The organism is Streptomyces sp. NPDC060000 (genome assembly GCF_042737375.1).
Lineage (GTDB): Bacteria > Actinomycetota > Actinomycetes > Streptomycetales > Streptomycetaceae > Streptomyces.
On record NZ_JBHWUU010000029.1, the window covers coordinates 1 to 26,837 of the forward strand.

Sequence of the window (26,837 nt, forward strand, 5' to 3'; positions counted from 1 at the left end):
CGGCAACAGTTGCCGCGGGGCCGCCCGATGCGTGCCCCCGAGGAGTTGACGACGGTCGGACTCACTGGAGGCGGGGCAGCACCTTCGTACGGTAGAAGTCGAAGAAGCCGCGCTGGTCGGGGCCGATCTGGTTGACGTAGATCCGGTCGAAGCCCGCGTCGGCGAAGGCGGTGAGGGCTTCGACGTGCTCGTCGACGTCGTCGCCGCACACCGTGTTCTCGCCGACCATCTCCTCGCTGACCAGCGGCTGCAACTGCTCGAAGTGGCTCGGAGTGGGCAGGATCTGCGCCATCTCGCCGGGCAGCAGCTGGTTCGACCACAGCCGGTGCACCGTACGGACGGCCTCGGCGCGGTCCGTGCCGTAACAGACCTTCGTGCCGCCGCTGACCGGCTTGGCTCCGCCGCCGCCCTTGCGGAACTGCTCCACCATCGACTCCTGCGGCATCATCGTGATGAAGCCGTCGCCCACGCGGGACGCGAGCGAGGTCGCCTTGGGGCCGAAGCCCGAGATGTCGATCGGGACGGGCTCGTCGGGGACGGTGTACAGGCGGGCGTTCTCCACCTTGTAGTGCGTGCCGTAGTGGCTGACCTCCTCGCCCGTGAAGAGCCGGCGCATGATCTGCACCGCCTCCTCCAGCATCTCCATGCGTACGTTCGCGGGCGGCCAGGCGTCGCCGAGGATGTGCTCGTTCAGGGCCTCGCCCGTGCCGATGCCGAGGCGGAAACGGCCGTTGGTCATCACCGCGGACGTGGCGGCCGCCTGCGCCACCACCGCCGGGTGGATCCGCACGGTCGGACAGGTCACGGCCGTCTCGATCGGCAGGGACACCGCCTCCGACAGTGCGCCGATCACCGACCAGACGAACGGGCTCTGCCCCTGTGCGTCGTTCCACGGGTGGTAGTGGTCGGAGATCCACAGCGCCTGGAAACCGGCCTGCTCGGCCATCCGGGCCTGCTCGACGAGGTCTGCGGGGCCGAACTCCTCGCAGGACAGGAAGTAGCCGTACTCGGGCATGAAAAGTACCTCCGAGACTGGGCGGGTCGGGTCGCGCTCCGAGTACCCGGCGCCCGGACGGGAAACCGGCGCACGTTTGGCGGCTCCTGCCCGGGGGACGCGGAAACCTTCGCATGACGACCGCCGCACCCCTTCGGAGGCTTACGTGAGCCGCCCCCGCATCGTGATCGTCGGAGCCGGCTTCGCCGGGTACCGGGCGGCCCGCACCCTGTCGCGGGCGTCCCGGGGCCGCGCCGACATCACCCTGCTCAACCCGACCGACCACTTCCTGTACGTGCCCCTGCTGCCCCAGGTGGCGGCCGGCATCCTCGAACCGCGCCGGGTCACCGTCTCCCTGTCGGCGAACCTGCGTGCGGTGCGGCTGGTGCTCGGCGAGGCCGGCCACATCGACCTCGACACGCGGACCGTCCACTACACGGACCCCGAGGGCGACCGGGGCACCCTCGGCTACGACCGGCTCGTCCTCGCCGCGGGCAGCGTCGACAAGCTGCTGCCCATCCCGGGGGTCGCCGAGCACGCGCACGGGTTCCGCGGCCTGCCCGAAGCCCTCTACCTGCGCGATCACCTCATCCGGCAGGTGGAGTCGGCCGCCTCCGGCGACAACGCGGACGAGCGCACGGCACGTTGTACGTTCGTCGTGGTCGGCGCGGGATACACCGGTACCGAAGTGGCCGCGCAGGGACAGCTGTTCACCGACGCCCTGGTCCGCGCCCACCCCCTGCGCAGGGGCATGCGGCCGCGCTGGCTGCTGCTCGACGTCGCGTCGCGCGTCCTGCCCGAACTGGACGAACGCCTGTCCCGTACCGCCGACCGGGTGCTGCGTGAACGGGGCGTCGAGATACGCATGGGAACCTCCGTGAAGGAGGCCACGCGGGACGGGGTGCTGCTGACCGACGGCGAGTTCGTCGACACCCGCACCCTGGTGTGGTGCGTGGGCGTACGGCCCGATCCACTGGTGGAGTCGCTCGGGCTGCCCCTGGAACGCGGGCGGCTGCTCGTCGAGCCGACGCTCCAGGTGCCGGGCAGGCCCGAGGTGTTCGCGTGCGGTGACGCGGCCGCCGTGCCGGATCTGGACAGGCCCGGGGAGTACACGCCGATGACCGCGCAGCACGCGTGGCGGCAGGGCAAGGTGGCCGGGCAGAACGTCGCCGCCTCGCTCGGCGCGGGCGGACGCGCAGCCGGTCTGCGACCGTACCGGCACAAGGACCTGGGGTTCGTCGTGGACCTGGGCGGCGTACAGGCGGCCGCCAATCCGCTCGGCGTCCATCTGTCCGGTCCCGCGGCCGGCGCGGTCACCCGCGGTTACCATCTCGCCGCCATGCCCGGCAACCGCGTCCGGGTCGCCGCCGACTGGCTGCTGGACGCCGTACTCCCGCGCCAGGACGTGCAGTTGGGTCTCGTCCGGTCCCGCTCGGTACCGCTGGACACGGCGTCGCCGGAACTGGCACGGCTGCCGCACGACCGAAGGCGCGAGACGGCGGCCTCCGGACCCGGCGCGGCCACCGAGGCGGACGTGAACGCCGGGAATGCCCCGGCCGACGAGACCGACAGGAACACGGCCGACAGGAACACGGCCGACAGGAACACGGCCGACAGGAACACGGCCGACAGGAACACCCACGGCAAGAACACCCACGACAGGAATGAGGGAAACGACGTGAACGACGCGAACGACGTGAACCAGACGACAGGCGGGTCCGGCGAGCAGCACCCCTCCCCGGAGGACGACTCCCAGTCGATCACCGCGCCGACACCCGAGGTGGGACGGCATGGAGACGGCGACGGCGGGCCCCGCGCGGGTCAGCGGTCGCCCGAGGACGGCTCCCAGTCGATCACGGCGCCGACACCGGAGGTGGGGCAGCACAGTTCCGGACCGGCGACCGGGCGGAACGACGAGACCGCCGCCGAGCCCGCGAAGCAGCAGTCCGGTCGGGGGGCGGACGGCAACGAGCCCGCCCCCGGCCCCGTCGAGCGTGGCGAAGGGCGTACAGAAGGAGACCGGTAGTTTGATGGACACCGCCGAACTCGCTCAACTCGGACAGCAGTTGCGGGTCGCCAGCGTGCGTGCCTCCGCCGCTGCGGGGTCCGGGCATCCGACGTCATCGATGTCGGCCGCGGAGCTGATGGCCGTGCCGCTCGCCCACCACTTCCGCTACGACTTCGACCGCCCGGCCCACCCGCCCGACGCCGCCGAGCAGGGCCACACCCGTCCCTGGGCCGTTCTGCCGGGCCGCGGGCGTGCCCTGGGACCGGCCCGGCGCCGGCTCGACGCACTTCGTGACGCGTGAATGTTTGGCCAAGAGCTCTCGGGCCACCCGGTAGAAGAGGTGGCCAAGGTGAACACACACAGCAAAGCAGAGTCACACACGTCACGTAACTCACATATTTCTCATAGATCACATGAGTCGCACGACTCACGTAAGTCTTCACCGAGCAAGGAAGGCAAGGACGACGTGGCGGAGAACCGGCCGGGCCCCATGGAGGTGCTGCGACAGGCGCGCGCCCAGCTCGCGGAGCTGACCGGCATGACCGCCGAGAGCGTCTCCTCCTTCGAGCAGACGCAGGACGGCTGGTCCCTGGAGATCGAGGTCCTGGAGCTCACCCGCGTGCCCGACACGATGAGCCTGATGGCGAGCTACCAGGTCGACCTCGATCCGCAGGGCCAGCTCACCGGTTACAAGCGCGTCCGCCGCTACGAGCGCGGGCGCGCCGACGCACATCGGTCCGGCGGGCGCTAGGCCGCCGGACCGCAGCACTGTCCGATCACTCAATCCCAGACAAGGAGGCGCGGTAGAGATGACCGTTGTCCCGGCACAACAGTCCGGCGGTGGAGGTGGCTCCAGCGGCCTCTACGACGTGCTGGAGCTCGTCCTCGACAGGGGTCTCGTCATCGACGCGTTCGTGCGGGTGTCCCTGGTCGGTATCGAGATCCTCAAGATCGATGTACGGGTCGTGGTCGCCAGCGTCGACACCTACCTCCGCTTCGCCGAGGCGTGCAACCGGCTGGACCTGGAGGCGGGGCCGCGCAAGAGCCCGGGCCTGCCCGACCTGGTCGGCGAGATCACCGAATCCGGAGCGCGCGGCAAGTCCAAGGGCGCGCTGTCCGGTGCCGCGGAGACGATCTCCGACGCCTTCAAGCAGTCCCGTGACGAGGCTTCCCCGGAGCGGGAGTCCAGGCCGCGGGCGCGCAAGAGCACCGCTGCACGCAGGAAGGAGGAGCAGGAGTGAGCACCTACGTGTACGGCATCGTCGCGAGTTCGCACTCCGCCCTCCCCGAGGGCCTGGCCGGCGTCGGCGACCCGGCCCTGCCGATCCGCGTCCTGAAGGAGGGCACCCTGGCCGCCGTCGTCAGCGACGCCCCCGAGGGGCTGCGGCCCAAGCGCAGGGAACTGCTCGCCCACCAGGCCGTGCTCGCCGAGGCGGGCGCCGACGGTTGCGTGCTGCCCATGCGGTTCGGGAGTGTCGCCCCCGACGACAGCTCCGTCACCGGGGTGCTCGCCGAGCGTACCGAGCACTACGAGGAGCGGCTGCGGGCCCTCGACAACAAGGTCGAGTACAACATCAAGGCCACGCACGTCGAGGAGGCCGTCCTGCACCTGGTGATGGCGGAGAACCCCGAGCTGCGGTCCCTCGCCGAGGCCAACCGGCAGGCGGGCGGCGGCAGCCATGAACAGCGGCTCCAGCTCGGCGAGATGGTGGCCGCCGCGGTCAAGGGCAAGGAGGCCGAGGACGCGGTCGACGTGCAGCAGAACCTCCAGCCGCTGGCCGCGGCCACCAGCATGGGTCCCGAGTCCACGGGCTGGCTGGTCAATGTCTCGTTCCTGGTGGACCGGGACTCGGCGGCCGGGTTCCTGGAGGCGGCGGAGGAACTCCGCAAGGGCCGGCCGCACCTCGAACTGCGCATCAACGGACCGCTGCCGCCGTACAGCTTCGTCGAACCCGGCCCGGCCGAACCGGCGGGCACCACCACGGAGTAGGTGCGTCATGGGACTGATCTCAGAGGTACTGCTGCTGCCGTTCGCCCCGGTGCGCGGCAGCGGCTGGGTGATCGGACAGCTGGTCCAGGAGGCCGAGCGGATCTACTACGACCCGTCCACGGTCCGTGCCGAACTGGCCCGGCTGGAGGAGCGGTTGGACGCCGAAGAGATCACCCCGGAGGAGTTCGACCGCGAGGAGGACGCCCTCCTCGACCGGCTCGAGAGCGCGACGCGCAGGAGCGCGGGAACGGACGACGGGTGGACAGGATGAACCGAGTAGGACTGGGACTCGCGGTGGGGGCCGGATACGTCCTCGGACGTACGAAGAAGATGAAAATGGCTTTCGCCCTGGGCTCGTTGGTGGCGGGCAAGAAGATGAACCTGACACCCAAGGGCATTGCCGACCTGGTCTCCCAGCAGCTGCAGAACAACCCGCAGTTCAAGGAGATCGGGGATCAGCTGCGCCAGGACCTGCGCGGGGTCGGCAAGGCCGCCTCCGGCGCGATGGTCGAGCGGCAGATCGAGGCGCTCGCGGACCGGCTGCACGGCCGCACCGCGGAGGTGCGCGATCAGCTCGAGGGCGTCGTGCCCGGCCAGGACGGCGAGCAGGACGACGACGAGGCCGACGAGGAGTACGACGAGGAGCCTCGGGCCGAGGACGAGGACGAGGAGGAGGAAGAGGAGGAGGAAGAGGAGCCTCGGGCCGAGGAAGAGGACGAGGAGGAGGAAGAGGAGCCTCGGGCCGAGGAAGAGGACGAGGAGGAGGAAGAGGAAGAGGAGCCTCGGGCCGAGGAAGAGGACGAGGAGGAGGAAGAGGAAGAGGAGGAGGAAGAGGAGCCTAGGGACGCCTCCGAGGAAGAGGAAGAGGAAGAGGAGGAGGACGAGGAGCCTCGGGCCGAGGACGAGGACGAGGAAGAGGAGGAGGAAGAGGCACCGCCGAGGAAGACCGCGGCGAAGAAGGCGCCGGCGAAGAAGGCGCCGGCGAAGAAGACGGCCAAGCAGGCCCCCGCGAAGAGGGCCCCCGCGAAGAAGACGGCCAAGCAGGCCCCCGCGAAGAAGACGGCCAAGCAGGCCCCCGCGAAGAAGGCCCCCGCGAAGAAGGCGCCCGCCAGGAAGGCTCCGGCCCGCGGCACGGCCGCGAAGAAGACCGCCTCGGCCAGGAAGCCGGGCTCGAGGACCGCCTCGGGCACCGCCTCCAGGACCCGGCGGACGAAGGAAGGCGGCGACCGATGACCGACACCCTGGGATCCGCCAAATCCGCGACGTCCGCGGACTCCACCGCGGGCAAGGCGGCAGGAGGCAACCCGCTCTCCGGACTCGCTCACAGCGAGGCCGCCGACCGGCTCAAGGAAGAGGTGCAGGAATACCTCTCCGCGCAGGCCACGCGCCTGCTGACCGGCGTCGGCCACAAGCTCGGCGAAACCACGAACAAACTCAACGACATCGCCGAGGGCAGCAGTCCGGGCTTCGCCAAACTCGCCCTCGACGGCGGTCGCAAGATCGCCGAGGGCAAGGGGCCGCTGCGCTCCGCAGTGGAACTCGGAGCCTCGCGAGTCAAGGACAAGGTGACCGGCGCTTTCAAGAACCTCGGCGGCGGCAAGGGCGGCAAGGGCAAGAAGAGCGCGGGCAACAAGCCGACCGTCATCATGGAGACGATCGACGTCGGCGTCTCGCTGCGCACCGCCTACGACCAGTGGACGCAGTACCAGGACTTCAGCACCTTCGCCAAGGGCGTCAAGAGCGCCAACCGCGCCGACGACACCACCAGCGACTGGCAGGCGAAGGTCTTCTGGTCCAACCGCAGCTGGAAGGCGAAGACCACCGAACAGGTGCCGGACGACCGGATCGCCTGGACGTCGGAGGGCGCCAAGGGCACGACCAAGGGCGTCGTCTCCTTCCACGAGCTCGCCGAGAACCTCACCCGGATCCTGCTGGTCATCGAGTACTACCCGACGGGTCTCTTCGAGAAGACCGGCAACATCTGGCGTGCCCAGGGCCGCCGCGCCCGCCTCGACCTCAAGAACTTCGCCCGCTTCATCACCATCAAGGGTGAGGCGAAGGACAGCTGGCGCGGGGAGATCCGCGACGGCGAGGTCGTCACGTCCCACGAGGACGCGATCGCCGAGGAAGAGGAGAACGAGCAGAACCAGGAGAACGAGGAGAACGGCGAGCCCGAGGAGGGCGACGAGCCGCGGGATGCCGAGGACGGCGGCCCGGAGGACTATGAGGAGGACGAGGAAGAGGCCCCGTACGCCGAGGACGAGCCCGCGGACGAGGAAGAGGGCGAGGAGTACGACGAGGAGGGCGAGCCGGCGGACGACGAGAGCGACGAGGCCGCCGAGGACGAGTACGAGGAGTACGACGAGGAGGAGCAGCCCGAGGGCGAGCCCGAGGAGGAGGAGCCCCGGGACGAGGAGGCGCACGCCAAGCGCAGGAGCCGTCGATGAGCATGTCGAGCCGGATGCCGGAGCCGTACGGCCAGGGCGGCGGAGCCAACCTCGCCGACATCCTGGAACGTGTCCTCGACAAGGGCATAGTCATCGCGGGCGACATCCGGATCAACCTGCTCGACATCGAACTGCTCACCATCAAGCTCCGCCTCATCGTCGCCTCGGTCGACAAGGCCAAGGAGATGGGCATCGACTGGTGGGAGGACGACCCGGCCCTGTCCTCCGGTGCGCGCCGCAACGAACTCGCGCGGGAGAACGCCGAGTTGCGGGAGCGGTTGGCGCGCTTGGAGGAACTGGAGCTGGGCCGTGCCCCGAAGGAAGTCCGGGAGGAGTCCGCATGACCGGACTGCGTTACGTGTACGCCGTCTGCCGCCCCCTCGGCGCGCCCCTCCAGGCCGACCTGTCGGGGGTGGCGGGCGATCCGCCCCGACTGCTCAACCACCACGGCCTGGTGGCCGTGGTCAGCCATGTGCCGGAGCGGGACTTCGCCGAGGGGCCGCTCCGGCGCCGTCTGGAGGACCTGGACTGGCTGACGGAGACCGCCCGCGCCCATCAGCAGGTGATCGACGCGCTGACCGCCGTCAGCACGCCCCTGCCGCTCCGGCTCGCCACCGTGTTCCGGGACGACAGCGGCGTCCGCGTGATGATGGAGGAGCGCGAGGACGACTTCCGGCGCACCCTGGACCGTCTCGCGGGCCGGGTCGAGTGGGGGGTGAAGGTGTATGTCGAACCCGAGGTGCAGGAGGAGTCCGAGCAGACGGTGACGAAGCCCGCCTCGGGCCGCGACTATCTGATGCAGCGACGCAGGGCGGCCCGGGCCCACGAGGACACCTGGCAGCGGGCCGAGCGGTTCGCCGGACGCCTGCACACCACGTTGTCCGCGCGCGCCGACGCCGCCCGCCTCCACCCGCCGCAGAACGCCGCCCTCTCCAAGGCGACAGGACAGAATGTGCTGAACGCCGCCTATCTCGTTCCGCGCGCCGAATCCGAGGAATTCGTGGAAATCGTGGATCGCACCAAGGGTGAGGAATCCGGAATGCGGGTGGAACTCACAGGACCGTGGGCCGCCTATTCCTTCGTGGAGGCCGCGGCGGAGTCGCGGGCCACGGAGACCGGCGCGGGTGACCCGGGGGAGGTGCAGGGGGTATGACCGTGGTGGAGCGCCGTGAGGTCGCCCTTGTCGATTTGCTCGACCGGCTGCTGGCCGGCGGGGTCGTCATCACGGGGGACATCACCCTGCGCATCGCGGACGTCGACCTCGTCCGTATCGATCTGAACGCACTGATCAGTTCGGTCAATGAACAGGTGCCGTCGCCCTGGGGGGAGTTGCTGTGACGGAGCGACGCAACCATGTTGATCTCGAGCCCGACACGGTCGAGCGGGATCTGGTCAAACTCGTCCTGACCGTCGTGGAGTTGCTCCGTCAGCTGATGGAACGGCAGGCGCTGCGCCGCTTCGACACGGGTGATCTGAACGAGGAACAGGAGGAGCGGATCGGGCTCACCCTGATGCTGCTCGACGATCGCATGACCGAGTTGCGTGAACGCTACGGACTGCGGCCCGAGGACCTCAATCTGGACCTCGGGCCGCTGGGACCGCTGCTTCCCCGGGAATGAGCCGCTCACGGTTGGTGAGTCGCTCACGCCCGGGGAAGCGGGTGGTATTTCGTTTTGCCACGTCGTACTTCAGTTCACCACCTGTACCAGCGGCCCCTGCCTCCCGAGGCATTCGTGCCGCGAGCCAGGAAGCCGAGCAGCCAGAGGACCAGAACCGCGAGCGCGATCCACCAGAGCAAATTCACCGCGAATCCGGCACCGAAAAGAATCAGTACCAGCAGCAGTACCAGCAGGATGGGAACCATAGTGTCAACCTCCTGCAATGCGGGTTTCCCGGATTCCCGGAATCATTCGCGCTTCGTTCACGTTCCGTGCGCGATTCGTCCGCGGGTCCTCTGCTGACCGTCGCGGATCAGACGGCCTTCCGGCCCAGGATCTCCGCGTGCAGGACGCTGAACCAGCCGTCCTCCCGCCGCCCCCAGTCCCGCCAGGCCTCCGACACGGCGCGCAGCCGCTCCACCGTGGCGTGCCCTCCCCGCGTGGCGCGCTCCGCGTACGCCGAGGCCAGGGTGCGGTCGGCCCACAGGCCGCTCCACCAGGCCCGCTCCTCGGCGGTGCTGAAGGTCCAGGTGGCGGAGGTGGCCGTGATGTCGGTGCAGCCCGCGGCCAGCGCCCAGGACTTCAGCCGGCGTCCGGCGTCCGGTTCGCCGCCGTTGGACCTGGCCACCCGGCGGTACAGGTCCAGCCAGTCGTCCATTCCGGGCGAGGCGGGGTACCAGGTCATCGCCGCGTAGTCCGAGTCGCGGACCGCGATGTAACCGCCGGGCCTGGTCACCCGCAGCATCTCGCGCAGCGCCTGCACAGGGTCGCCCACGTGCTGGAGCACCTGGTGGGCGTGGACGACGCAGAACGTGTCGTCCGGGTAGGCCAGGGCATGCACGTCGGCGACCGCGAAGTCGATGTTGGTCAGACCCCGCTCGGCGGCCGTGGCCCGCGCCTGCTCCAGGATTCCCGGCGCCTGGTCGACGCCGGTGACGTGTCCGTCGGGGACCAGGGCGGCCAGGTCGGCCGTGATGGTGCCGGGCCCGCAGCCGACGTCCAGGACCTTCATGTGCGGCTTCAGCGAAGCCAGCAGGTAGGCCGCGGAGTTGGCGGCGGTCCGCCAGGTGTGCGAACGCAGCACCGACTCGTGGTGTCCGTGCGTGTAGACGGCCGTCTCCTGTGCTTCAGACATGGCTCCACCCCTTCTCGACGAACCGGGTCCCCGGTGATCTCACGGTACGCCGATGATCGGATGCTGAGACACTTCGTATCGCATTACGGACTGATGGTGCGTCAGTCCCCTGCGGTTGCCGCCCTTTGGACCCGAGTGACCCCGGTGGCTCCGACTACCGCGGTGACTTCCGTGACTGTGGTGACTTCGATGACCGCGGTGACTTCGATGTCTCCCGTGTTTCCGAGGTCGCCCGTGTTTCCGCCCGCCCCTGGCGGCCTTGCCGCCAGGGGCGGGGAGCGTGCCGGACCGCGAGGGCGGCGCCCGCCCCGAGCGCCGCGCCCGCGAGCACGTCGCTCGGGAAGTGGACGCCGGTGTACACCCGGGACATCACCACCGAGAACGCGACCGGCGCCACCAGCGCGCCCCACGCCGGCGACTCCAGGGCGACCCCGGCCGCGAAGGCCGCCGCCGACGCCGAGTGGCCGGAAGGGAAGGACGTGGTGATCGGCTGCCGCTTCAGCCGCCGCCCCCGCGGCACCGCGTCCAGCACGGGCCGGGCCCGGTGCGCCGAGCGCTTGCCGAGGGTGTTGATGGCGAGGGAGGCAAGGCCGAGAGAGGCCAGCCCGTGGGCGGCGGCGCGGCGGGCCCGGGGCGTGCCGGACGCGGCGAGGACCGCCGCCGTCGCGAACCACAGCACCCCGTGGTTCGCGCTGCGGCTCAGCCGTGGCAGGACCGGTTCGCCGGCCGGCCAGTGCCGCTCGGCGGCGAACTCGAACAGCCGGCCGTCGAGGGCGAGGAACCGGCGGCGCAGGCCGTGCCGACCGGGCTTCAGGGCGGTGGGATCGACATTTGGAATCATGCGCTGCGGGTACCCTCGAGTGGCCGTTTCTTGTGCGGGGGCGGCCTTTCGACCGGGAGGGTCACTGCATGCGACTGCTGCTCGTCCGCCACGGCCAGACCCCCACGAACGTGGACTACCTGCTCGACACCGCCGTCCCCGGCCCCGGTCTCACCGAACTCGGCCTGCGGCAGGCCGCCGCCCTGCCGCAGGCCCTCGTCGACGAGGGCATCGAGGCGCTCTACGCCTCCACTCTCGTGCGCACCCAGCTCACCGCCGCCCCGCTGGCCGCCGCCCGCGGCCTCGACGTCCTCGTCCGCGACGGCATCCGGGAGATCACCGCCGGTGATCTGGAGATGCTGTCCGGTGACTCGGCGCACGGCGAGCTCTACATGCGCACGGTGTTCGCCTGGGCGGCGGGCGACGTCGGTCTGCGTATGCCGGGCGGGGAGAGCGGCGCCGAGTTCCTGGCGCGGTACGACGCCGTGGTCGCCGAAGCCGCGGCGAGCCGTGCGGAGACCGTCGCGATGGTGAGTCACGGCGCCGCGATCCGCACCTGGGCGGCCGCCCGCGCCGGCAACGTCGACATCCCCTTCGCCACCGCTCACCGCCTGGCCAACGCCGGCACCGTCGTCCTGGAGGGCTCCCCGGCCGACGGCTGGAAGGCCCTGTCCTGGGCGGGCGCGACGGTCGTGCCCGCGGGCGAGGGCGGCCCGACGGGACAGCCCCTGACGGACCGGGACGGCTGACAGCCACCGACTGCGCCCGCGACCGGTGGCGAGTGGCGGATGCGGGTGGAGGGTGGCGCCCGGGACGGCTGACGGCCGCCGGGTGGCGGATCGCGGCGTGCTGACGGTGGCGGCGCGCTCTGCCGGGTGGCTCGGCAGGGCTGCCACCGACAGGCATCGGCGGCCGGCGGACTGCGACGATGGCGCCCGCGACAGCTGGACTGCCGCAGGGTGGCGGACCACGGGGCTGACGGTGGCGGCTGACGGTGCCGGCGCACACTGCCGGGGTGGCTCGGTGGGACAGGCACTGGCTGGTGTCGGCGGTGGCCTGCGTCGGTGGCCGGGGGAGTCGGTGGTTGATCAGCGGCGCCGGTGGACGGCCGGTGGGTGACGGGCGGTGCGGCGCTGCGTGCGGCGTGCGCGCATAACGGTTTGCCGCATCCCGCGGGCGGCCCGCACAATGCGTCCTCATGGGACACCTGGAAGCCGCGCACCTCGAGTACTACCTCCCCGACGGGAGGGCGTTGCTCGGCGACGTGTCCTTCCGGGTGGGCGAAGGGGCCGTGGTGGCGCTGGTCGGACCCAACGGAGCCGGCAAGACCACCCTGCTGCGGCTGATCTCGGGCGAGCTGAAACCGCACGGCGGAACCGTCACCGTGTCCGGCGGCCTCGGCGTGATGCGCCAGTTCGTGGGCTCCGTACGGGACGAGACGACCGTACGGGACCTGCTGGTGTCCGTCGCGTCGCCCCGCATCCGAGAGGTCGCGCAGGCCGTCGACAGGGCCGAGCACGAGCTCATGACCGTCGACGACGAGGCCGCCCAGCTCCAGTACGCGCAGGCCCTCGCCGACTGGGCCGAGGTGCGCGGGTACGAGGCCGAGACGCTGTGGGACATGTGCACCACGGCCGCGCTCGGCGTCCCGTACGACAAGGCCCAGTTCCGGCTGGTCCGGACCCTTTCGGGCGGCGAGCAGAAACGGCTCGTGCTGGAGGCGCTGCTGCGCGGCACCGACGAGGTGCTGCTGCTGGACGAGCCGGACAACTACCTCGACGTACCCGGCAAGCGGTGGCTGGAGGAACGGCTGAAGGAGACCCGCAAGACGGTGCTCTTCGTCTCCCACGACCGGGAACTGCTCTCCCGCGCCGCCGAGAAGATCGTCTCCGTCGAGCCCGGCCCGGCCGGCGCCGACGCCTGGGTGCACGGCGGCGGTTTCGCCACCTATCACGAGGCCCGCCGTGAACGCTTCGCCCGCTTCGAGGAGTTGCGCCGCCGTTGGGACGAGAAGCACGCACAACTGAAGAAGCTGGTTCTGAGCCTCCGTCAGGCGGCCTCCATCAGCCATGAGTTGGCCTCCCGTTACCAGGCCGCCCAGACCCGGCTGCGCAAGTTCGAGGAGGCAGGGCCGCCGCCGGAGCCGCCCCGCGAGCAGGACATCACGATGCGCCTCAAGGGCGGCCGCACCGGCGTACGAGCGGTCACCTGCAAGGGTCTCGAACTCACCGGCCTGATGAAGCCCTTCGATCTGGAGGTCTTCTACGGCGAGCGGGTCGCCGTCCTCGGCTCAAACGGCTCGGGCAAGTCGCACTTCCTGCGGCTGCTGGCGGGTGACACCGTGGCGCACACGGGGGAGTGGAAACTCGGCGCGCGTGTGGTGCCGGGGCACTTCGCCCAGACCCACGCCCATCCCGAGCTGATGGGCCGCACTCTCCTGGACATCCTGTGGAGCGAGCACTCCCAGGACCGGGGCGCGGCCATGTCCCGGCTGCGCCGCTACGAGCTGACCCAGCAGGCGGAACAGACCTTCGACCGGCTGTCCGGCGGCCAGCAGGCCCGCTTCCAGATCCTGCTGCTCGAACTGCAGGGCGTCACGGCCCTGCTCCTCGACGAGCCGACCGACAACCTCGACCTGGAGTCCGCCGAAGCCCTTCAGGAGGGCCTGGAGGCGTTCGACGGCACGGTCCTGGCCGTCACCCACGACCGCTGGTTCGCCCGGGCCTTCGACCGCTACCTGGTCTTCGGCAGCGACGGGCGGGTCCGGGAGACCACGGAGCCCGTGTGGGACGAGCGGCGCGTGGAGCGGGCCAGGTAGGGAGACGATCCCAGGCGGTCGCCCGGGCGGAGGCCCGGGCGCCGGAATGTTCGTACAGTGGGACGAAGACACGCGCGCTCCACGGCTTCCGCCCGGATGCCGCTCGGGGGAGTGCTGAGCATGCCCCCGGGCGGGTACCCGAACCGTATGGACGAACACGACGAGCGGGGCAACACCATGACCGGAGTCGACCCGGACAGGCTGGACGACCAGCAGCTGATGAGAGAGCTGGAGACGATCCACCGCACCCGCCACGACACGCTGCTGCACGGCTCCAACGACGCTCTGCGCGCCCACAACGACCGCATGGCCCAGCTGGAGGGCGAGTACCTGCGCCGCAACCCGCGCCGCCTCGTCTCCCCGGGCCGTACCCGCGAGGGGGCGAGGGAACGGGCCGTCGGCGCCGACTCGGTCCGCCCGGCCAGGGCCGGGATCCGGGCGACCGAGGCGGGCGGCCCGGGCACCCCGGTCGGCAAGTGGGGCCGGGGAACGGCGGACGGCCCCGGCGGGGCCTGAGCCCACCGGAGCCGTACGACTGCTGGTGGCGTCCTTGGTCGTTCGCCGACCACAAGCCGCCTGGTTCTCGCCGACCACAAGCCGCCTGGTTCTCCCGCGCGACCGCCGGGGTGCGCGACCGCCGCGTGACAACCTGCAGCGGTCGGCGCTCGCCTGCGGCCGTCCGCCGTCGACTGTCCACAGTGTCCGGCCGACGGCCGACGGCCGACGCTGACGCCGATGCCCGACGCGACGCCCGACGCCGACGCCCGAGGTCAGCCGTTGATCAGCTCGCTTCCTGCGCGAACACGTCCAGATACGTCTCGCAGAAGGCCTTCAGATCGTCCGGCTTGCGGCTGGTGACGAGCTTGTTCGGGCCGTGGTCGCAGACCTTCACCTGCTCGTCGACCCAGGTGGCGCCGGCGTTGCGGAGATCCGTTTCGAGGCTCGGCCACGAGGTCAGCACCCGGCCCCGTACGACGTCCGCCTCGACGAGGGTCCACGGGGCGTGGCAGATCGCGGCGACCGGGCGGCCCCGCTCGAAGAAGTCCCTGACGAACGCCACGGCCTTGTCGTCGGTGCGCAGGAAGTCCGGGTTCGCGACGCCGCCCGGCAGGACCAGTCCGCCGAAGGACTCCGCGGACGTCTCACCGACGACCTCGTCCACCCGGAACGTGTCCGCCTTGTCGAGATGGTTGAACGCCTGGATCTCGCCGGCCTCGGTCGACACCAGGACGGGCTCGTGGCCCGCTTCCACCGCCGCCTGCCAGGGGTCGGTGAGCTCGACCTGCTCGACGCCTTCGGGTGCCGTCAGAAACGCGATGCGCATGAGAGTTCAACGTCCTTTCCGTGTCCTTGCGGTTCGTGCGGTTCGTGCGCTTCTTGCGCGCGGCGGTGTCGGCGGCCGGTACCGCCCGGTCACCGGCCGCTGCCGACCAGCGCCTCGGCCAGCTTCTGGACGTTGGCGTAGTGGTCCTTGCCCGGCAGCTGCCGTACGGCGTCCACGAGCGCGTCGGGCGCGTTCTCGTGGCGCAGACCCATGGCCAGCGCGCCCGCGTCCGCCGGGAAGGAACTCCGTCCCAGGATCCGGGCGAGCTCGAGCCGCACCGACGCCAGCGTCGCCCGCGGGTTCCCCGGCACCACCGGCCCGCCCGCGATCTCGGGGTCGTCCTCGGCGGACGGCTCGGGGTCGTGCCACTCCTCGGTCCGCGTGGGGTGTCCGGACCTCAGCAGGCCCTGCAACTCGTGCTTCATCTCGTCGTCCCGGTGCACGCTCAACCGGTCGCTGCCTCGCTGCATGTCCTTCCCTCCAGATCTTCGGCGGTGGCCACCGCGTACCCGAGGACAGGGAGCCGACACGGGGCCGTACTACTTCGTCTCCCGCCCCGGCAGGAACTCCTGCACCTTCGCCCTGAAGCCCTGTCTGATCATGGAGCCCCGGTCGGCGTCGCCCCTGAGGACCGACGCGGCCGTCGCCTCCATCTGCTCCCAGGTCGCGTGCGGCGGGATCGGTGGAACGGCCGGGTCGGTGAGGAACTCGACGACCGCCGGGCCGTCCGCCTCCAGGGCCGCACGCCAGCCCGCCTCCACGTCCTCGGGCGTCTCCACGCGCACCCCGGTCAGCCCCAGGGAACGGGCGAACGCCGCGTACTGCACGTCCGGCAGCTCCTGCGAGGGCAGGAACGACGGGGCGCCGCCCATGGCGCGCATCTCCCACGTCACCTGGTTCAGATCGCGGTTGTTCCACACCGCGACCACCAGGCGCGGGTCCAGCCAGCGGTCCTTGTACTTGGCCGCCGTGATCAGCTCGGCGAGCCCGTTCATCTGCATCGCCCCGTCCCCGACCAGCGCGATCACCGGCCGGTCCGGATGGGCGAACTTCGCGCCGATCGCGTACGGAACGCCACAGCCCATCGATGCCAGCGTGCCGGAGAGGGAGGCCCGCATGCCGGGGCGCATCGTGAGATGGCGGGCGTACCAGTTCGCCACCGAGCCCGAGTCCGAGGTGACGATCGCGTCGGGCGGCAGCAGCGGATCCAGCGTGTGGGCCACGTACTCCGGGTTGATCGGATCGGCCGACAGCCGCGCCCGCCGTTCCAGCACGTCGTCCCAGCGCCGTACGTTGTCGCACACGGTGTCGAACCACTCCCGGCCACGTTCCTCGCCCCTGATCATCGGGATCAGCCTGCGCAGGGTCTCCCCGGCGTCGCCGACGAGGTTCACCTCGTAGGGGTAGCGCATCCCGACCATGTGCGGATCGATGTCGATCTGCACGCCCCGCGCCTTGCCGGACTCCGGCAGGAACTGTGCGTACGGGAAGGACGAGCCGATCGTCAGCAGGGTGTCGCAGTCGCGCATCAGCTCGTAGGACGGGCGGGTGCCGAGGAGACCGATCGAACCGGTGACGTACGGGAGTTCGTCGCTCAGCACGTCCTTGCCGAGCAGCGCCTTCGCGACCCCCGCGCCGAGCAGTTCGGCGATCCGCTCGACCTCGGCGCGGGCCCCGGCCGCGCCCTGGCCGGCCAGGATCGCCACCTTGTCACCGGAGTTGAGGATCTCGGCGGCCCGCCGCAACGGCTCCTCCGACGGGACCGTCGTCCAATCGCTCAGGCCGAGACTGGACGGCACCATCTTGAACTCGTGGGTGGGCGCCTCGTAGACAAGTTCCTGCACATCCCCGGGGATGATGACCGCGGTCGGACAGCGGCGGGCGTACGCGGTGCGGATCGCCCGGTCCAGGACGTTCGGCAGCTGCTCGGGGACCGTCACCGTCTCGACGAACTCCGAGGCGACGTCCTTGAACAGCGAGTGCAGGTCCACCTCCTGCTGGTACGAGCCGCCCATCGCCGTGCGGTGCGTCTGCCCGACGATCGCGAGGACCGGCACATGGTCGAGTTTCGCGTCGTACAGGCCGTTGAGGAGGTGGATCGCGCCCGGCCCCGAGGTCGCCACGCACACCCCGAGCCGTCCGCTGAACTTGGCGTAACCGACCGCCTGGAACGCGGACATCTCCTCGTGCCGCGCCTGGATGAAACGGGGCTGGTCCCCGGCCCGGCCCCAGGCGGCGAGCAGGCCGTTGATGCCGTCGCCGGGGTAACCGAAGACCTGCTCCACACCCCACGCGCGCAGTCGGTGAAGGACGTGGTCGGAGACCTTGGTGCTCATGGGAGGGACCTCCTGGGCAGGGGACACGGGCTCGGGGTGGAGCCGTCGCCCGTGACGGGTGACCGCCAAAAGCGCCGGAAAACCTCGCCGGGTGTTTGGCGGCGGGGGTCCTGGGCAGGCGCAGTCACAGTGCTTCGGACCGGAGGCACGTCCGTGGGAGGCCGCGACTTCGCGACCCCGGCAGGCTCTGTCGGGCCGCTGTCGCCGTCCCCCGGTGACCGGCCGATCCGAAGCACTTCCCAGGGAGTTGCCACGCCCCATGCCGTACCGAGCGAACGCGAAGCGCCACCCGCACGACGACGCCCCCGACACCGCCGGCGCCTTCCGCAGGCTGGTGACCCTGCCCCCGGGGCCCCAGCGCGACACGCTTCGCACCCAGATCGTCGAGGCCTGGCTGCCCATGGCCGACCGCCTCGCGGGGCGCTTCCGCAGCCGCGGCGAGTCCTTGGACGACCTGCGTCAGGTCGCCGCCCTCGGCCTGGTCAAGGCCGTCGACCGCTACGACCCCGGACTCGGGAACGCCTTCGAGAGCTACGCCGTTCCCACCGTCACCGGCGAGATCAAGCGGCACTTCCGCGACCACATGTGGGCCCTGCACGTGCCGCGGCGCGTCCAGGACCTGCGCAACCGTGTGCGCTTCGCCGGCCAGGACCTGGCCGGGACCGTCTCCGGGCGGCGGCCCACCGTCGCCGAGATCGCCGAGCAGGCACAGCTCAGCGAGGAGGACGTCCGCACCGGCATCGAGGCACTGGAGAGCTTCACCGCGCTGTCCCTGGACGCGGAGCTGTCGGGCAGCGAGGACGGGTACTCGTTGAGCGACGCGCTCGGGGCGGCGGACCCGGCGCTGGACACGGTCGTCGACCGTGAGGCCGTCAGGCTGCGGCTGGCCGCGCTGCCTGAACGGGAGCGGGCGATCTTGTACATGCGGTTCTTCGGGGACATGACGCAGAGCCGGATCGCCGAGCAGCTGGGCATCTCGCAGATGCATGTGTCCCGGCTGATCAACCGGTGCTGCAGCCGGTTGCGGGACCAGGTTCTGAAGGACGCGGCGTAGGAGGGGCGCACCGCGGCGAAGAGGTCCGCGGTCACCCGGTTGGGGGTCCGCGTCCCGCCAATGGCGTCCGGCCGCGCGCGGCCGGACGGTCCTCGGGCTCTGATGGCCGTGGGGCAGCACAACGCCCCGACCCGCAGTCGTCGGCCGAAGGAACCGTCCCATGCGTCGCACCGCCCACTTCCTCACCGCCCTCGCCGCGGCCGGTGCCGTCCTGGTCGCCGTCGCTCCGGCCGCGTCCGCGGACCCGGCGGCGGAGGTCAGCCCGGGCACCGTCGCCCCGGGCGGCAGCGTCACCGTGTCCGTCTCCTGCGGCCCCCTCGGCGGTGCCGCGCCCGAGAGCGTCGACGCCACGTCCCAGGCCTTCGCCGAAGGCACCGTCAAACTCAGCAAGGTTCCCGGCGCCGACGACGCGCAGTCCGGGGGCGCCTACCGGGGCACCGCCCGTATCGCGCCGGCCGCCGATCTCGAGGTGAGCCCGGACGCGGTCGGACCGGACGCCGCCTGGACGGTCGACGGAGCCTGCCCGGCGGCGCCCGGCGGACAGGGCAGGCCGTGGAGCGCGACGCTGGACGTCTCGCACGGCGAGACCCAGCCGTGCGGGTCGGCGTCCGCCGCGACCTGCGGCACCGGCCGACCGTGTCCGCAGGCGCAGGGCACCGCCCCGGGCCACGCCGAGGCATGCCGCACCGTTCCGCCGTGCGCCCCACCCGAGCCGCAGGCCCGCGCCGCCGCGTCCCATGACCCCGGCTGCGCCCCCGCCACCGTCGGTCACGGCGTCCAGGCCGGTGAGGGCGGTGCCTTCACCGACTCCGTTCCCGCGCTGGCCGCCGGGGGCCTGCTGATCGCCGGCGCGCTCGGCGCCGCCGTGCACCGGCTGCGCCGCCGGGACCGGGAGGACGGCGCCTGAACCCGCCCGGGGCGCTGATCCTGGCGGCGGCACCGATCCCGCCCGGGGCGCTGCTCCGGCCAGGGGCACTGCTTCCGCCGAGGGCGCTGCTCCCGCCGCGGGGCGCCGACTCCGGCGGGGGCGCGGATCCTCCCCGGGGCACTGGCCCTGCCTGCGGCACCGGCCCTGCGGGGTACGCCGGCCCCTCCGGAGGCAACGAACCTGCCGGAGGCCGGGCAGGCCCGCGTTGTGACCGGCGCTACTCGAGGAGGCGGCCATGGGGTGAGGTCCCACGGGGTACTCAGATCCCTGGGGCACGATCCGCCTCGCACGAGCGTCAGGTCCCGTACGGGCGGCCGGTTCCCGCCCGCCCCGCACGGGACGTCAGGCAGACAGGGATCACGAGGTGGTCCGGGCGGCCGGTACGACACAGGGCCTCGGTCGCAGCACCAGGCACGGGGTGCAGCACCAGGCACGGGGTAAGGCACAGCATCACGGACGGCACCGGGCACGGCACAGGGCACAGCACCAGGCACGGCACGAGACACGGAGTCAGGCACAGCACCCGGCACGGCACGAGACACGGAGTCAAGTACAGCACCCGGCACGGCACAAGGCACGGCACGAGGCGCCGGGCCAGGCACAGCACAAAGGCACAGCACCCGGCACCGGACAGGACACAGCACCCGGCACCGGACAAGACACAGCACCCGGCAAGGGACAAGGCACAGCACCAGGGACGGACTGCGCGGAGGAGCACATGCGGCGGACGGCAGCGGAGGACCACGGGCCCGTCCGGTACGGCCCGCCGCTGCCCACGGACGCGCTGCCGGTGCTGCCCGAACTCGTCTCGGTGCTCGCCGGGGCCGCCGGCCGCGCCGACGCTGAGCCGGTCGGCGGCGGTCCCGCCCTCCTCGACGCCGCCCACGGCTACTGGGAGCGGCGCGGCACCCCCGTCGGGCCCGGGCGGGTCGTCGCCGGACCGGGCGCCCCCGCACTGCTGCTCGCGCTGACCGCCGCACTCGGCGGCGACGTCCTGGTGCCCCGCCCCTGCGCGGCCTGGTGGGCGCCGTACGCCCGTCTGTTGGGAAGACCCGTCTTCCACGTGCCCACTCCCGCCGAGTGCGGCGGCGTTCCGGACCCCTACGCCCTGCTGGAGACGGTGCGCCGGGTGCGCGCCGAGGGCGGGGACCCGCGGCTGCTGGTGCTGTCCGTCGCCGACGACCCCACCGCGACCGTCGCGCCGCCGGAGGTGCTGCACGAGGCGGTGGAGGCCGCCGCGGGCGAGGGCCTGCACCTGGTCAGCGACGAGACCTGGCGGGACACGCTGCACGCCCCGCGCGACAACGTGCTGGTGGGCCCCGCCGAGCTGCTGCCGGAACAGGTCACCGTCGTCAGTGACCTCGCCGGCGCGCTGCTGCCCACCGGCTGGCCGGCGGCCGTCGCCCGGTTCCCCGCCTCGGCCACCGGCGACGCCCTGCACGCGCGTGTGCTCGACGTGCTGACCGCGCTCGGCGCGCGGGTGGCCGCACCGGTCGCCGCCGCGGCCGCGTACGCCCTGACCGAGCCCGAGCCGGTCACCGCGCGCGTGGCCGCCGCCGTACGCCTGCACGCACGCGTGGCGGACGCCGTGCACGCCACCGTGGTCGGGGCGGGCGGCCTCGCCCTCCCGCCCCGGGCCGGCCGTCACCTGTACGCCGACCTCGACCCGCTGCGCACCGCGCTCGCCGCGCACGATGTCGGCGACGCCCAGGACCTGGAGGACTTCCTCTCCGCCCGGCTCGGTATGCCCGCGCCGGGCGGCCACCGGTTCGGGGACGACCTCGGGGCACTGCGCGTCCGGCTGTCCACCGGAATGCTGCTGGACGGTACGGACGCGCAGCGCGCGCAATGCCTCACGGCACCCGCGCCGCTGGAACTGCCACACGTGCAACGCGCGTTGATGCTTCTGAGGTCGGTCTTCGACGACCTCCGTGACGACGCTCAGCGATGGGAGCCTCCTCGATGACGCAGCAGTCCGAGTCGACCACCAGCACGGTGACCACCCAGGACGCCGACGTCCCGGCCCCCCTGTCCCCGCTCGCGCCGCCCGTCCCGCCGCTCGCCGAGCCCCGCCCGCCGGGGGAGCGGCGGGTGTGGCCGCGGACCTTCCACGACCGGCTGACCTCACCGCTGCCCGGTCTCAAGGCCCTCGCCCGGTTCGCCCGCGAGGGCTCCGTGCGGCCCGGCAAGGACGGTCTCGCCGACATTCCCCGGCTGCCCTTCGCGCCCGCCCCACTGCCCCGTGTGGACGCCCGCACGGTCGCCGTCTCCTGGGCAGGGCACGCCAGTTGGGTGATCGGCATCGGCGGTCTCACCGTCCTGACCGACCCGGTCTGGTCCCGCCGGATCCTCGGTACCCCGGCCCGGATCACCCCCGTCGGCGTTGCCTGGGACGCGTTGCCGCGCGTCGACGCGGTCGTCATCAGCCACAACCACTACGACCATCTGGACGCCCCGACACTGCGCCGACTCCCGCGCGACACACCCGTGTTCGTGCCGGCCGGGCTCGGACGCTGGTTCCTGCGCCGGCGGTTCACCCAAGTCACCGAGCTCGACTGGTGGGAGGCGGCCGAACTGTCCGGTGTGCGCTTCGACTTCGTGCCGTCCCACCACTGGTCCAAGCGGTCCCTCACCGACACCTGTCACTCCCTCTGGGGCGGCTGGGTGCTCACCGCGCCCGACGGACAGCGCCTCTACTTCGCCGGGGACACGGGCTACGGCCACTGGTTCTCCCGCATCGGCCGGCGCTACCCCGGCATTGACCTCGCCCTGTTGCCCATCGGCGCCTACGACCCCCGCTGGTGGCTCAGTGACGTCCACTGCGACCCGGAGGAGGCGGTCCGCGCCACCCTCGACCTCGGTGCGCGCCGCATGGCCCCGATGCACTGGGGCACGTTCGTGCTGTCCGCCGAGCCCGTCCTCGAACCCCTCACGCGCGTGCGTGCCGCCTGGCAGAAGGCGGGGCTGGATCGCGACGACCTGTGGGACCTGCCGGTGGGAGGCTCACGAGTACTGGAGTAACAGGAGCAGTGGAGCAGCACGAGTGCTGGAGCAACACGAGTACTGGAGCAACACGAGTACTGGAGCAGCACGAGTACAGGAGCAGCACCGCGCCTGAGCTGTACGGCCGGCCCCGTTGCCACACCGGGACCGGATCCCGTCGCGGCACGGCAGCCGTACCGCCACGGGGGCCGGGCTAGGCGGCCCTGGTTCCCCGGACCCGGCGCCACAGACTCGGGGCCGCGCCGATCAGCACGGTCAGCGCGATCGCGGCGACCACGCCTTCCCAGGGCTCGGGGAACAGCGAGCCGCCGAGTATCCCGATCAGCTGGTAGGTCACCGCCCAGGCCAGACACGCCGGAAGATTGCCCCGCGCGAAGCGGCGCAGCGGCCAGTCCGCCATCAGACAGGCCAGCATCACCGGTATCCGGCCGGCCGGCACCAGCCGGGACAGCACCAGCACGGTCGTGCCGTGGTCGGCCAGTTTGCCCTGCGCCTGCTCCAGCCGCTCCTCGGGCGCCCGCGAGCGGATCGCCTCCAGCCAGCGCGAGCCGTTCTTCGACCGCATTCCGCGCCGCCCCAGCCAGTACAGCGCCGCGTCCCCGCAGAACGCCGCGAGGGACGCCGTCAGGAACACCGTGGCCAGCGCGTACGGCACCGTCTGATGGACGGCGACCACCGCCGCCGAACTCACCAGCGCCCCCGTCGGCACCACCGGCACCAGCGCCCCGATCAGCACCAGCAGAAAGAGCGACGGATAGCCGAGGGCCTGCTGCGTGGACTGTGTCGGCAGGACCGTCACGGCCGTGGCGAGCCACCACTTCACCGTGAGACCTCCGGGCGCACGCTCTCCCCGTGCCCGAGCCGGTGCACCGCCACGTCCGGCGCCCGTTCCGCCGCGAACCTCACGAACTCCTCGCCGGGAGCATGGAATTCATGGGGGCGCACGGCGTCCATCCCGATCGGCCAGTACGTGCCGTAGTGCACCGGCACCGCGCTGCGCGGCGCCAGCCGGGCCAGCGCCTCGGCCGCGCGTCCCGCGTCCAGGTGCCCTTCGCCGAGATACGGCCCCCAGCCGCCCACGGGCAGCAACGCCACGTCGACCGGCCCGACCTTCTTGGCCATGTCCTCGAACAGGCCGGTGTCCCCGGCGAAGTACGTCCTGGCCTCGCCCTCGACGACGTACCCGAGCGCGGGGGAGCGGTGCCGTCCGACCGGCAGCCGCCGCCCGTCGTGGTGCGCGGGCACGGCCCGTATCCGCACTCCGGCGACGGTGGTCTCGTCGCCCGGCGCCATCTCGCTCAGCCGCAGATGCCGCAGGCGGCGCAGGCCGGGCACGGCGCGCGGCGCGCCCCGGGGCACCAGCAGGCGCGTGCCCGGCGCAAGGCGCGCCAGCGAGGGCACATGCAGATGGTCGGCGTGCAGGTGGGAGACGAGCGCCACGTCCGCGCGCCAGGCGCCGGGCGGGGGCAGCGCGCCCCGGCGCCGGCGCAGATGCGCGAGCCTGCGGGCGAACAGGGGATCGGTGAGCACACGTACATCCGAATCCTCGACCGTGCAGGTGGCGTGCCCCCACCACGTGATCTCCACCGCCACCTCTTTGCCTCCTTCGAGCGACTCCCCCGAAGCCTACGGGCAGGAGTATGGTCGGCGGCGAAACCCGGAGGTGAGGGGGACGCCATGGGACCGGTGCGGGTCATGCGGGTCACGGCGATCGCGAGTCTGACGCCGCTCGAGGAACTGGACGACGATCCCTTCCTGGTCGATTCCCGCAGCCAGCACGCGATGTGCGCGCGGTGGGCCGCGGAGCGCGGCTACGTCGTCGGCCGGGAACTCCTGGTGCGCGGGCTGCGCCCCGACCACTGCGTGCTGTGGGACGGGGTCCGGGCCGGCGTCGATCTGTTCGTCGCCCCCAGCCGCCGGGTGCTGGAGAGCGCGCTGTCCTCCGTGGAGGAGTTCTCCGCGGAGTGCGCGCGGCGGGGCGTGCGGGTGGAGACGGTCGGCAGCGCCGAGCCCGCCTACGACGCCCAGATGAAGGCCCGGGTGCACCGCCGGCTGTCGATGCCGACGGCCGGCTACGACGGGCGGTAGTCCCGGGGTGCCCGTCACCCCGGTATGACAGGGTGAAGGCGGTCGCCGCGGGCGTCGGGGCCGGAACGTGAGGTGTACGGGGCGTGCGTGGGGTGCGTTGGCGGCGGGCCGTCAGTCAGGTCGGGCGGAGCGTCGCGGTGTGGGCGGTCTCCACGCTCACCATGCTGGTGCTCGCGGGGATCCTGCCCGACTTCCGGCTGCAGTCCGCCGACGGCGACAGCGGCACCACCATCGCCATGACCGCCGCCGTCGGCGCCGGGGTCTTCGGTGTGCTGTCGGCCGTGGCCTGGCCCCTGCTGGTGCGTCTGCTGCTGCTCGTCCCGGCACTGGTCCTCGGTCTGCTGGTGTTCTTCCTCAACGGCTCGCTGCTACTGCTCGCCCTGCGTCTGAACCCCTCCGGGCAGAGCGAGGCGGCCCCCGAGACCGCCGTCATCGTCGCCGCCGTGATGTCGGCCGTCGCCTCCGCGACGGGCGGCGCCCTGGCCGTCCGCGACGACGACGCCTACCGCCGCCGTCTGTACCGGCTGGCCGACCGCCGCCGAAGAGGTGGCCCCGCCTGCCCCGCGACCCCCGGCACCGTCTTCCTCCAGCTCGACGGCGTCGGCCACGACGTGCTCTCGCTCGCGGTGCGCAAGGGGCTGATGCCGACCGTCGCCAAGTGGCTGGGCACCGTCCCGGAAACGGGCCGCGTACCCGGCCGCATATGGGGCCGGGCGGGAAGCCCCCGCCCGAGCCACCGGCTCACCTCCTGGCGCACCGACTGGTCCAGCCAGACCGGCGCCAGCCAGCTCGGCATCCTGCACGGCAGCAACCACGACGTGCCCGCCTTCCGCTGGTACGAGAAGGACACCGGGGAGGTGATGGTCTGCAACCGTCCCACCAGCGCCGCCGAACTCCAGCGCCGGGCGGTCGAGCGCACCGGTGACGGCGGGCTGCTGTCCGCCGACGGCGCCAGCCGCGGCAACCTCTTCAGCGGCGGCGCCGACGAACAGGCCCTCGTGCTGTCCATCGCCACCCGCCGGCGCAGCCGGGAGACCCGGTCCCGGGCCGGCTACTTCGCCTACTTCTCCGACCCGGCCAACGCCGTGCGTACCGCCCTGTCGTTCGTCGCCGAGGTGGTCCGCGAGACAGTCCAGTCCACCCGGGCCCGGCTGCGCAAGGAACGCCCGCGCGTCGGACGGGGCGGTCTCTACCCCTTCGTCCGTGCCTTCGCGACCGTCGTCGAGCGCGACGTCGTGGTGGCCGCCGTGACGGGCGACATGCTCGCCGGCCGCACCGCCGTCTACGCCGACCTGGTGGCGTACGACGAGGTCGCGCACCACTCCGGGCCGCTCGGCCGGGACACCGAGCAGGTCCTGGGCCGCCTCGACCGGGCATTGGCGCTGCTCGAGAACGTCGCCGAGCACGCCCCCCGCCCGTACCGGATCGTCGTCCTGTCCGACCACGGCCAGAGCCCGGGCGAAACGTTCCACGCCCGCTACGGCCTCACCCTCGGCGACCTGGTGCGGGCCGGCTGCGGGCTGCCCGTGCCGCGCAGAGCCGAACGCACCCACAGCGGCGCCGAGGCCAGGGCGGCCGTCCGGGCGGCGCTGCGCCGGCCCGTCGAGGAGGGCGGCGAACGTTACGGCCGGTCCGGCCGCCGCTCGGAGCCGGTCGTGCTGGCCTCCGGCAACCTCGGCCTGATCTCCTTCCCGGACGTGCCGCACCGGATGAGCAAGGAGGAGATCGACGCCCGCCACCCCGGCCTGCTGACCACTCTCGCCGACCACCCCGGCGTCGGCTTCCTCCTCGTCCGCAGCGAGGAGCACGGCGGGGTCGTCCTCGGCCCGTTCGGTGCGGAGATCCCGTTGGCCGAACTCGACCGCAGGCCCGGCCCGTTGGCCGCGTTCGGGCCCGGCGCCGCCGACGCGGTGCGCCGCACCCACGCCTTCCCGCACACCGCCGACATCATGGTCAACTCCTTCCACGACCCGGCCGACGGCGAGGTCCTCGCCTTCGAGGAGCAGATCGGCTCCCACGGCGGCCTCGGCGGCGCCCAGGGCAGACCGTTCCTGCTGTCCCCGCTCGGGCTGTCCGCACCCGTCGAGGACGACGAGGAACTGGTCGGCGCGGAGCACGTGCACCGCGTCCTGCGCCGCTGGCTGCGCGAGTCCAACGGGCCCCAGATACCGCTCGGGACGGCACCGGAGGAACACGCCGCCTGAGCACGGAGCGTCGAGGCGGCGCCGCCGGAC

General features: G+C 72.1%; 27 protein-coding genes and 3 pseudogenes. 21 read left to right on the forward strand and 9 right to left on the reverse strand.

Annotation, left to right across the window (positions count from 1 at the left end; all coding sequences use genetic code 11):
• Positions 1-61: 61 nt before the first annotated feature.
• Complete coding sequence (locus tag ACFWBB_RS17225; RefSeq protein WP_385272303.1) at positions 62-1,015, reverse strand: LLM class F420-dependent oxidoreductase; 954 nt, start codon at positions 1,013-1,015, stop codon at positions 62-64.
• A 145-nt stretch (positions 1,016-1,160) separates the two neighbouring features.
• Between ACFWBB_RS17225 and ACFWBB_RS17230 the strand changes: the two genes are divergently transcribed.
• From ACFWBB_RS17230 to ACFWBB_RS17285, 12 genes and pseudogenes are all read left to right on the forward strand, one after another.
• A complete protein-coding gene (locus ACFWBB_RS17230) occupies positions 1,161-3,020 on the forward strand; it encodes an FAD-dependent oxidoreductase (RefSeq protein WP_385272306.1) in 1,860 nt (619 codons plus the stop codon).
• Between the two features lie 4 nt (positions 3,021-3,024).
• Positions 3,025-3,228 (forward strand): annotated as a pseudogene (locus ACFWBB_RS17235) (transketolase); the annotation flags it as partial.
• Between the two features lie 75 nt (positions 3,229-3,303).
• Complete coding sequence (locus tag ACFWBB_RS17240; RefSeq protein WP_385272309.1) at positions 3,304-3,753, forward strand: gas vesicle protein; 450 nt, start codon at positions 3,304-3,306, stop codon at positions 3,751-3,753.
• Between the two features lie 58 nt (positions 3,754-3,811).
• Positions 3,812-4,243: a gas vesicle structural protein GvpA gene (locus ACFWBB_RS17245; RefSeq protein WP_385272312.1), complete on the forward strand. Its 432-nt coding sequence runs from the start codon at positions 3,812-3,814 to the stop codon at positions 4,241-4,243.
• A complete protein-coding gene (locus tag ACFWBB_RS17250) occupies positions 4,240-4,992 on the forward strand; it encodes a GvpL/GvpF family gas vesicle protein (protein WP_385272315.1) in 753 nt (250 codons plus the stop codon). The genes ACFWBB_RS17245 and ACFWBB_RS17250 overlap by 4 nt, the downstream gene beginning before the upstream one ends.
• A gap of 7 nt (positions 4,993-4,999) precedes the next feature.
• Entirely contained in the window at positions 5,000-5,263 is a 264-nt protein-coding gene (locus ACFWBB_RS17255; RefSeq protein ID WP_385272318.1) for a gas vesicle protein GvpG, read from the forward strand.
• Positions 5,260-6,225 carry a DNA primase gene (locus tag ACFWBB_RS17260; RefSeq protein WP_385272321.1) on the forward strand — a complete coding sequence of 322 codons (966 nt, stop codon included), beginning with the start codon at positions 5,260-5,262 and terminating at the stop codon, positions 6,223-6,225. The genes ACFWBB_RS17255 and ACFWBB_RS17260 overlap by 4 nt, the downstream gene beginning before the upstream one ends.
• Entirely contained in the window at positions 6,222-7,439 is a 1,218-nt protein-coding gene (locus tag ACFWBB_RS17265) for an SRPBCC family protein (RefSeq protein WP_385272324.1), read from the forward strand. Before ACFWBB_RS17260 ends, ACFWBB_RS17265 begins: the two co-directional genes overlap by 4 nt.
• Positions 7,436-7,783 (forward strand): gas vesicle protein, encoded by a 348-nt coding sequence (locus ACFWBB_RS17270; protein ID WP_385272327.1) that lies wholly within the window; start codon positions 7,436-7,438, stop codon positions 7,781-7,783. The genes ACFWBB_RS17265 and ACFWBB_RS17270 overlap by 4 nt, the downstream gene beginning before the upstream one ends.
• Positions 7,780-8,592 (forward strand): GvpL/GvpF family gas vesicle protein, encoded by an 813-nt coding sequence (locus ACFWBB_RS17275; RefSeq protein WP_385272330.1) that lies wholly within the window; start codon positions 7,780-7,782, stop codon positions 8,590-8,592. Before ACFWBB_RS17270 ends, ACFWBB_RS17275 begins: the two co-directional genes overlap by 4 nt.
• Positions 8,589-8,777, forward strand: a complete 189-nt coding sequence (locus tag ACFWBB_RS17280; RefSeq protein WP_189925808.1) for a gas vesicle protein — start codon at positions 8,589-8,591, stop codon at positions 8,775-8,777. The genes ACFWBB_RS17275 and ACFWBB_RS17280 overlap by 4 nt, the downstream gene beginning before the upstream one ends.
• Entirely contained in the window at positions 8,774-9,058 is a 285-nt protein-coding gene (locus ACFWBB_RS17285; protein ID WP_385272333.1) for a gas vesicle protein K, read from the forward strand. Before ACFWBB_RS17280 ends, ACFWBB_RS17285 begins: the two co-directional genes overlap by 4 nt.
• Positions 9,059-9,132: 74 nt before the next feature.
• Here ACFWBB_RS17285 and ACFWBB_RS17290 read toward each other — a convergent pair whose 3' ends face one another.
• From ACFWBB_RS17290 to ACFWBB_RS17300, 3 genes and pseudogenes are all read right to left on the reverse strand, one after another.
• Positions 9,133-9,303 carry a hydrophobic protein gene (locus ACFWBB_RS17290; protein WP_385272336.1) on the reverse strand — a complete coding sequence of 57 codons (171 nt, stop codon included), beginning with the start codon at positions 9,301-9,303 and terminating at the stop codon, positions 9,133-9,135.
• A gap of 107 nt (positions 9,304-9,410) precedes the next feature.
• Positions 9,411-10,232, reverse strand: a complete 822-nt coding sequence (locus ACFWBB_RS17295) for a class I SAM-dependent methyltransferase (RefSeq protein WP_385272339.1) — start codon at positions 10,230-10,232, stop codon at positions 9,411-9,413.
• 283 nt (positions 10,233-10,515) lie between these two features.
• A pseudogene (locus ACFWBB_RS17300) lies at positions 10,516-11,073 on the reverse strand (phosphatase PAP2 family protein); the annotation flags it as partial.
• 68 nt (positions 11,074-11,141) lie between these two features.
• On the opposite strand from ACFWBB_RS17300, the gene ACFWBB_RS17305 reads away from it, so the two are divergent.
• The 3 genes and pseudogenes from ACFWBB_RS17305 to ACFWBB_RS17315 form a co-directional block, all read left to right on the forward strand.
• Entirely contained in the window at positions 11,142-11,801 is a 660-nt protein-coding gene (locus tag ACFWBB_RS17305; protein ID WP_385272342.1) for a histidine phosphatase family protein, read from the forward strand.
• 449 nt (positions 11,802-12,250) lie between these two features.
• Positions 12,251-13,870: an ABC-F family ATP-binding cassette domain-containing protein gene (locus ACFWBB_RS17310; RefSeq protein ID WP_385272345.1), complete on the forward strand. Its 1,620-nt coding sequence runs from the start codon at positions 12,251-12,253 to the stop codon at positions 13,868-13,870.
• A 147-nt stretch (positions 13,871-14,017) separates the two neighbouring features.
• Positions 14,018-14,293 (forward strand): annotated as a pseudogene (locus ACFWBB_RS17315) (DUF6158 family protein); the annotation flags it as partial.
• 358 nt (positions 14,294-14,651) lie between these two features.
• On the opposite strand, the gene ACFWBB_RS17320 reads toward ACFWBB_RS17315, so the two are convergent.
• The 3 genes from ACFWBB_RS17320 to ACFWBB_RS17330 form a co-directional block, all read right to left on the reverse strand.
• Positions 14,652-15,194 (reverse strand): type 1 glutamine amidotransferase domain-containing protein, encoded by a 543-nt coding sequence (locus ACFWBB_RS17320; protein ID WP_385272348.1) that lies wholly within the window; start codon positions 15,192-15,194, stop codon positions 14,652-14,654.
• 89 nt (positions 15,195-15,283) lie between these two features.
• Positions 15,284-15,664, reverse strand: coding sequence for a DUF2795 domain-containing protein (locus tag ACFWBB_RS17325; protein ID WP_385272351.1), 381 nt, complete (start codon positions 15,662-15,664; stop codon positions 15,284-15,286).
• Positions 15,665-15,733: 69 nt separating this feature from the next.
• On the reverse strand, positions 15,734-17,530 hold the full coding sequence (locus ACFWBB_RS17330) for a thiamine pyrophosphate-requiring protein (RefSeq protein WP_385272354.1): 1,797 nt from the start codon (positions 17,528-17,530) through the stop codon (positions 15,734-15,736).
• 259 nt (positions 17,531-17,789) lie between these two features.
• Between ACFWBB_RS17330 and ACFWBB_RS17335 the strand changes: the two genes are divergently transcribed.
• From ACFWBB_RS17335 to ACFWBB_RS17350, 4 genes are all read left to right on the forward strand, one after another.
• Positions 17,790-18,584: an RNA polymerase sigma factor SigF gene (locus ACFWBB_RS17335; protein ID WP_385272357.1), complete on the forward strand. Its 795-nt coding sequence runs from the start codon at positions 17,790-17,792 to the stop codon at positions 18,582-18,584.
• Between the two features lie 160 nt (positions 18,585-18,744).
• The gene (locus ACFWBB_RS17340) at positions 18,745-19,491 is read left to right on the forward strand and encodes a hypothetical protein (protein WP_385272360.1); all 747 of its coding nucleotides are present in this window, start codon (positions 18,745-18,747) and stop codon (positions 19,489-19,491) included.
• Positions 19,492-20,230: 739 nt separating this feature from the next.
• Positions 20,231-21,478, forward strand: a complete 1,248-nt coding sequence (locus ACFWBB_RS17345) for an aminotransferase class I/II-fold pyridoxal phosphate-dependent enzyme (protein WP_385272363.1) — start codon at positions 20,231-20,233, stop codon at positions 21,476-21,478.
• Positions 21,475-22,533: an MBL fold metallo-hydrolase gene (locus ACFWBB_RS17350; RefSeq protein WP_385272366.1), complete on the forward strand. Its 1,059-nt coding sequence runs from the start codon at positions 21,475-21,477 to the stop codon at positions 22,531-22,533. Before ACFWBB_RS17345 ends, ACFWBB_RS17350 begins: the two co-directional genes overlap by 4 nt.
• A gap of 175 nt (positions 22,534-22,708) precedes the next feature.
• Here ACFWBB_RS17350 and ACFWBB_RS17355 read toward each other — a convergent pair whose 3' ends face one another.
• Both ACFWBB_RS17355 and ACFWBB_RS17360 read right to left on the reverse strand, forming a co-directional pair.
• Positions 22,709-23,338 (reverse strand): DedA family protein, encoded by a 630-nt coding sequence (locus ACFWBB_RS17355; protein ID WP_385272369.1) that lies wholly within the window; start codon positions 23,336-23,338, stop codon positions 22,709-22,711.
• Positions 23,335-24,108, reverse strand: coding sequence for an MBL fold metallo-hydrolase (locus tag ACFWBB_RS17360; RefSeq protein WP_385272372.1), 774 nt, complete (start codon positions 24,106-24,108; stop codon positions 23,335-23,337). The genes ACFWBB_RS17355 and ACFWBB_RS17360 overlap by 4 nt, the downstream gene beginning before the upstream one ends.
• 84 nt (positions 24,109-24,192) lie before the next feature.
• Here ACFWBB_RS17360 and ACFWBB_RS17365 point away from each other — a divergent pair, with 84 nt between their 5' ends.
• A complete protein-coding gene (locus ACFWBB_RS17365; protein ID WP_385272375.1) occupies positions 24,193-24,603 on the forward strand; it encodes a hypothetical protein in 411 nt (136 codons plus the stop codon).
• An 83-nt stretch (positions 24,604-24,686) separates the two neighbouring features.
• Positions 24,687-26,807 (forward strand): phage holin family protein, encoded by a 2,121-nt coding sequence (locus tag ACFWBB_RS17370; protein WP_385272379.1) that lies wholly within the window; start codon positions 24,687-24,689, stop codon positions 26,805-26,807.
• Positions 26,808-26,837: the final 30 nt, after the last annotated feature.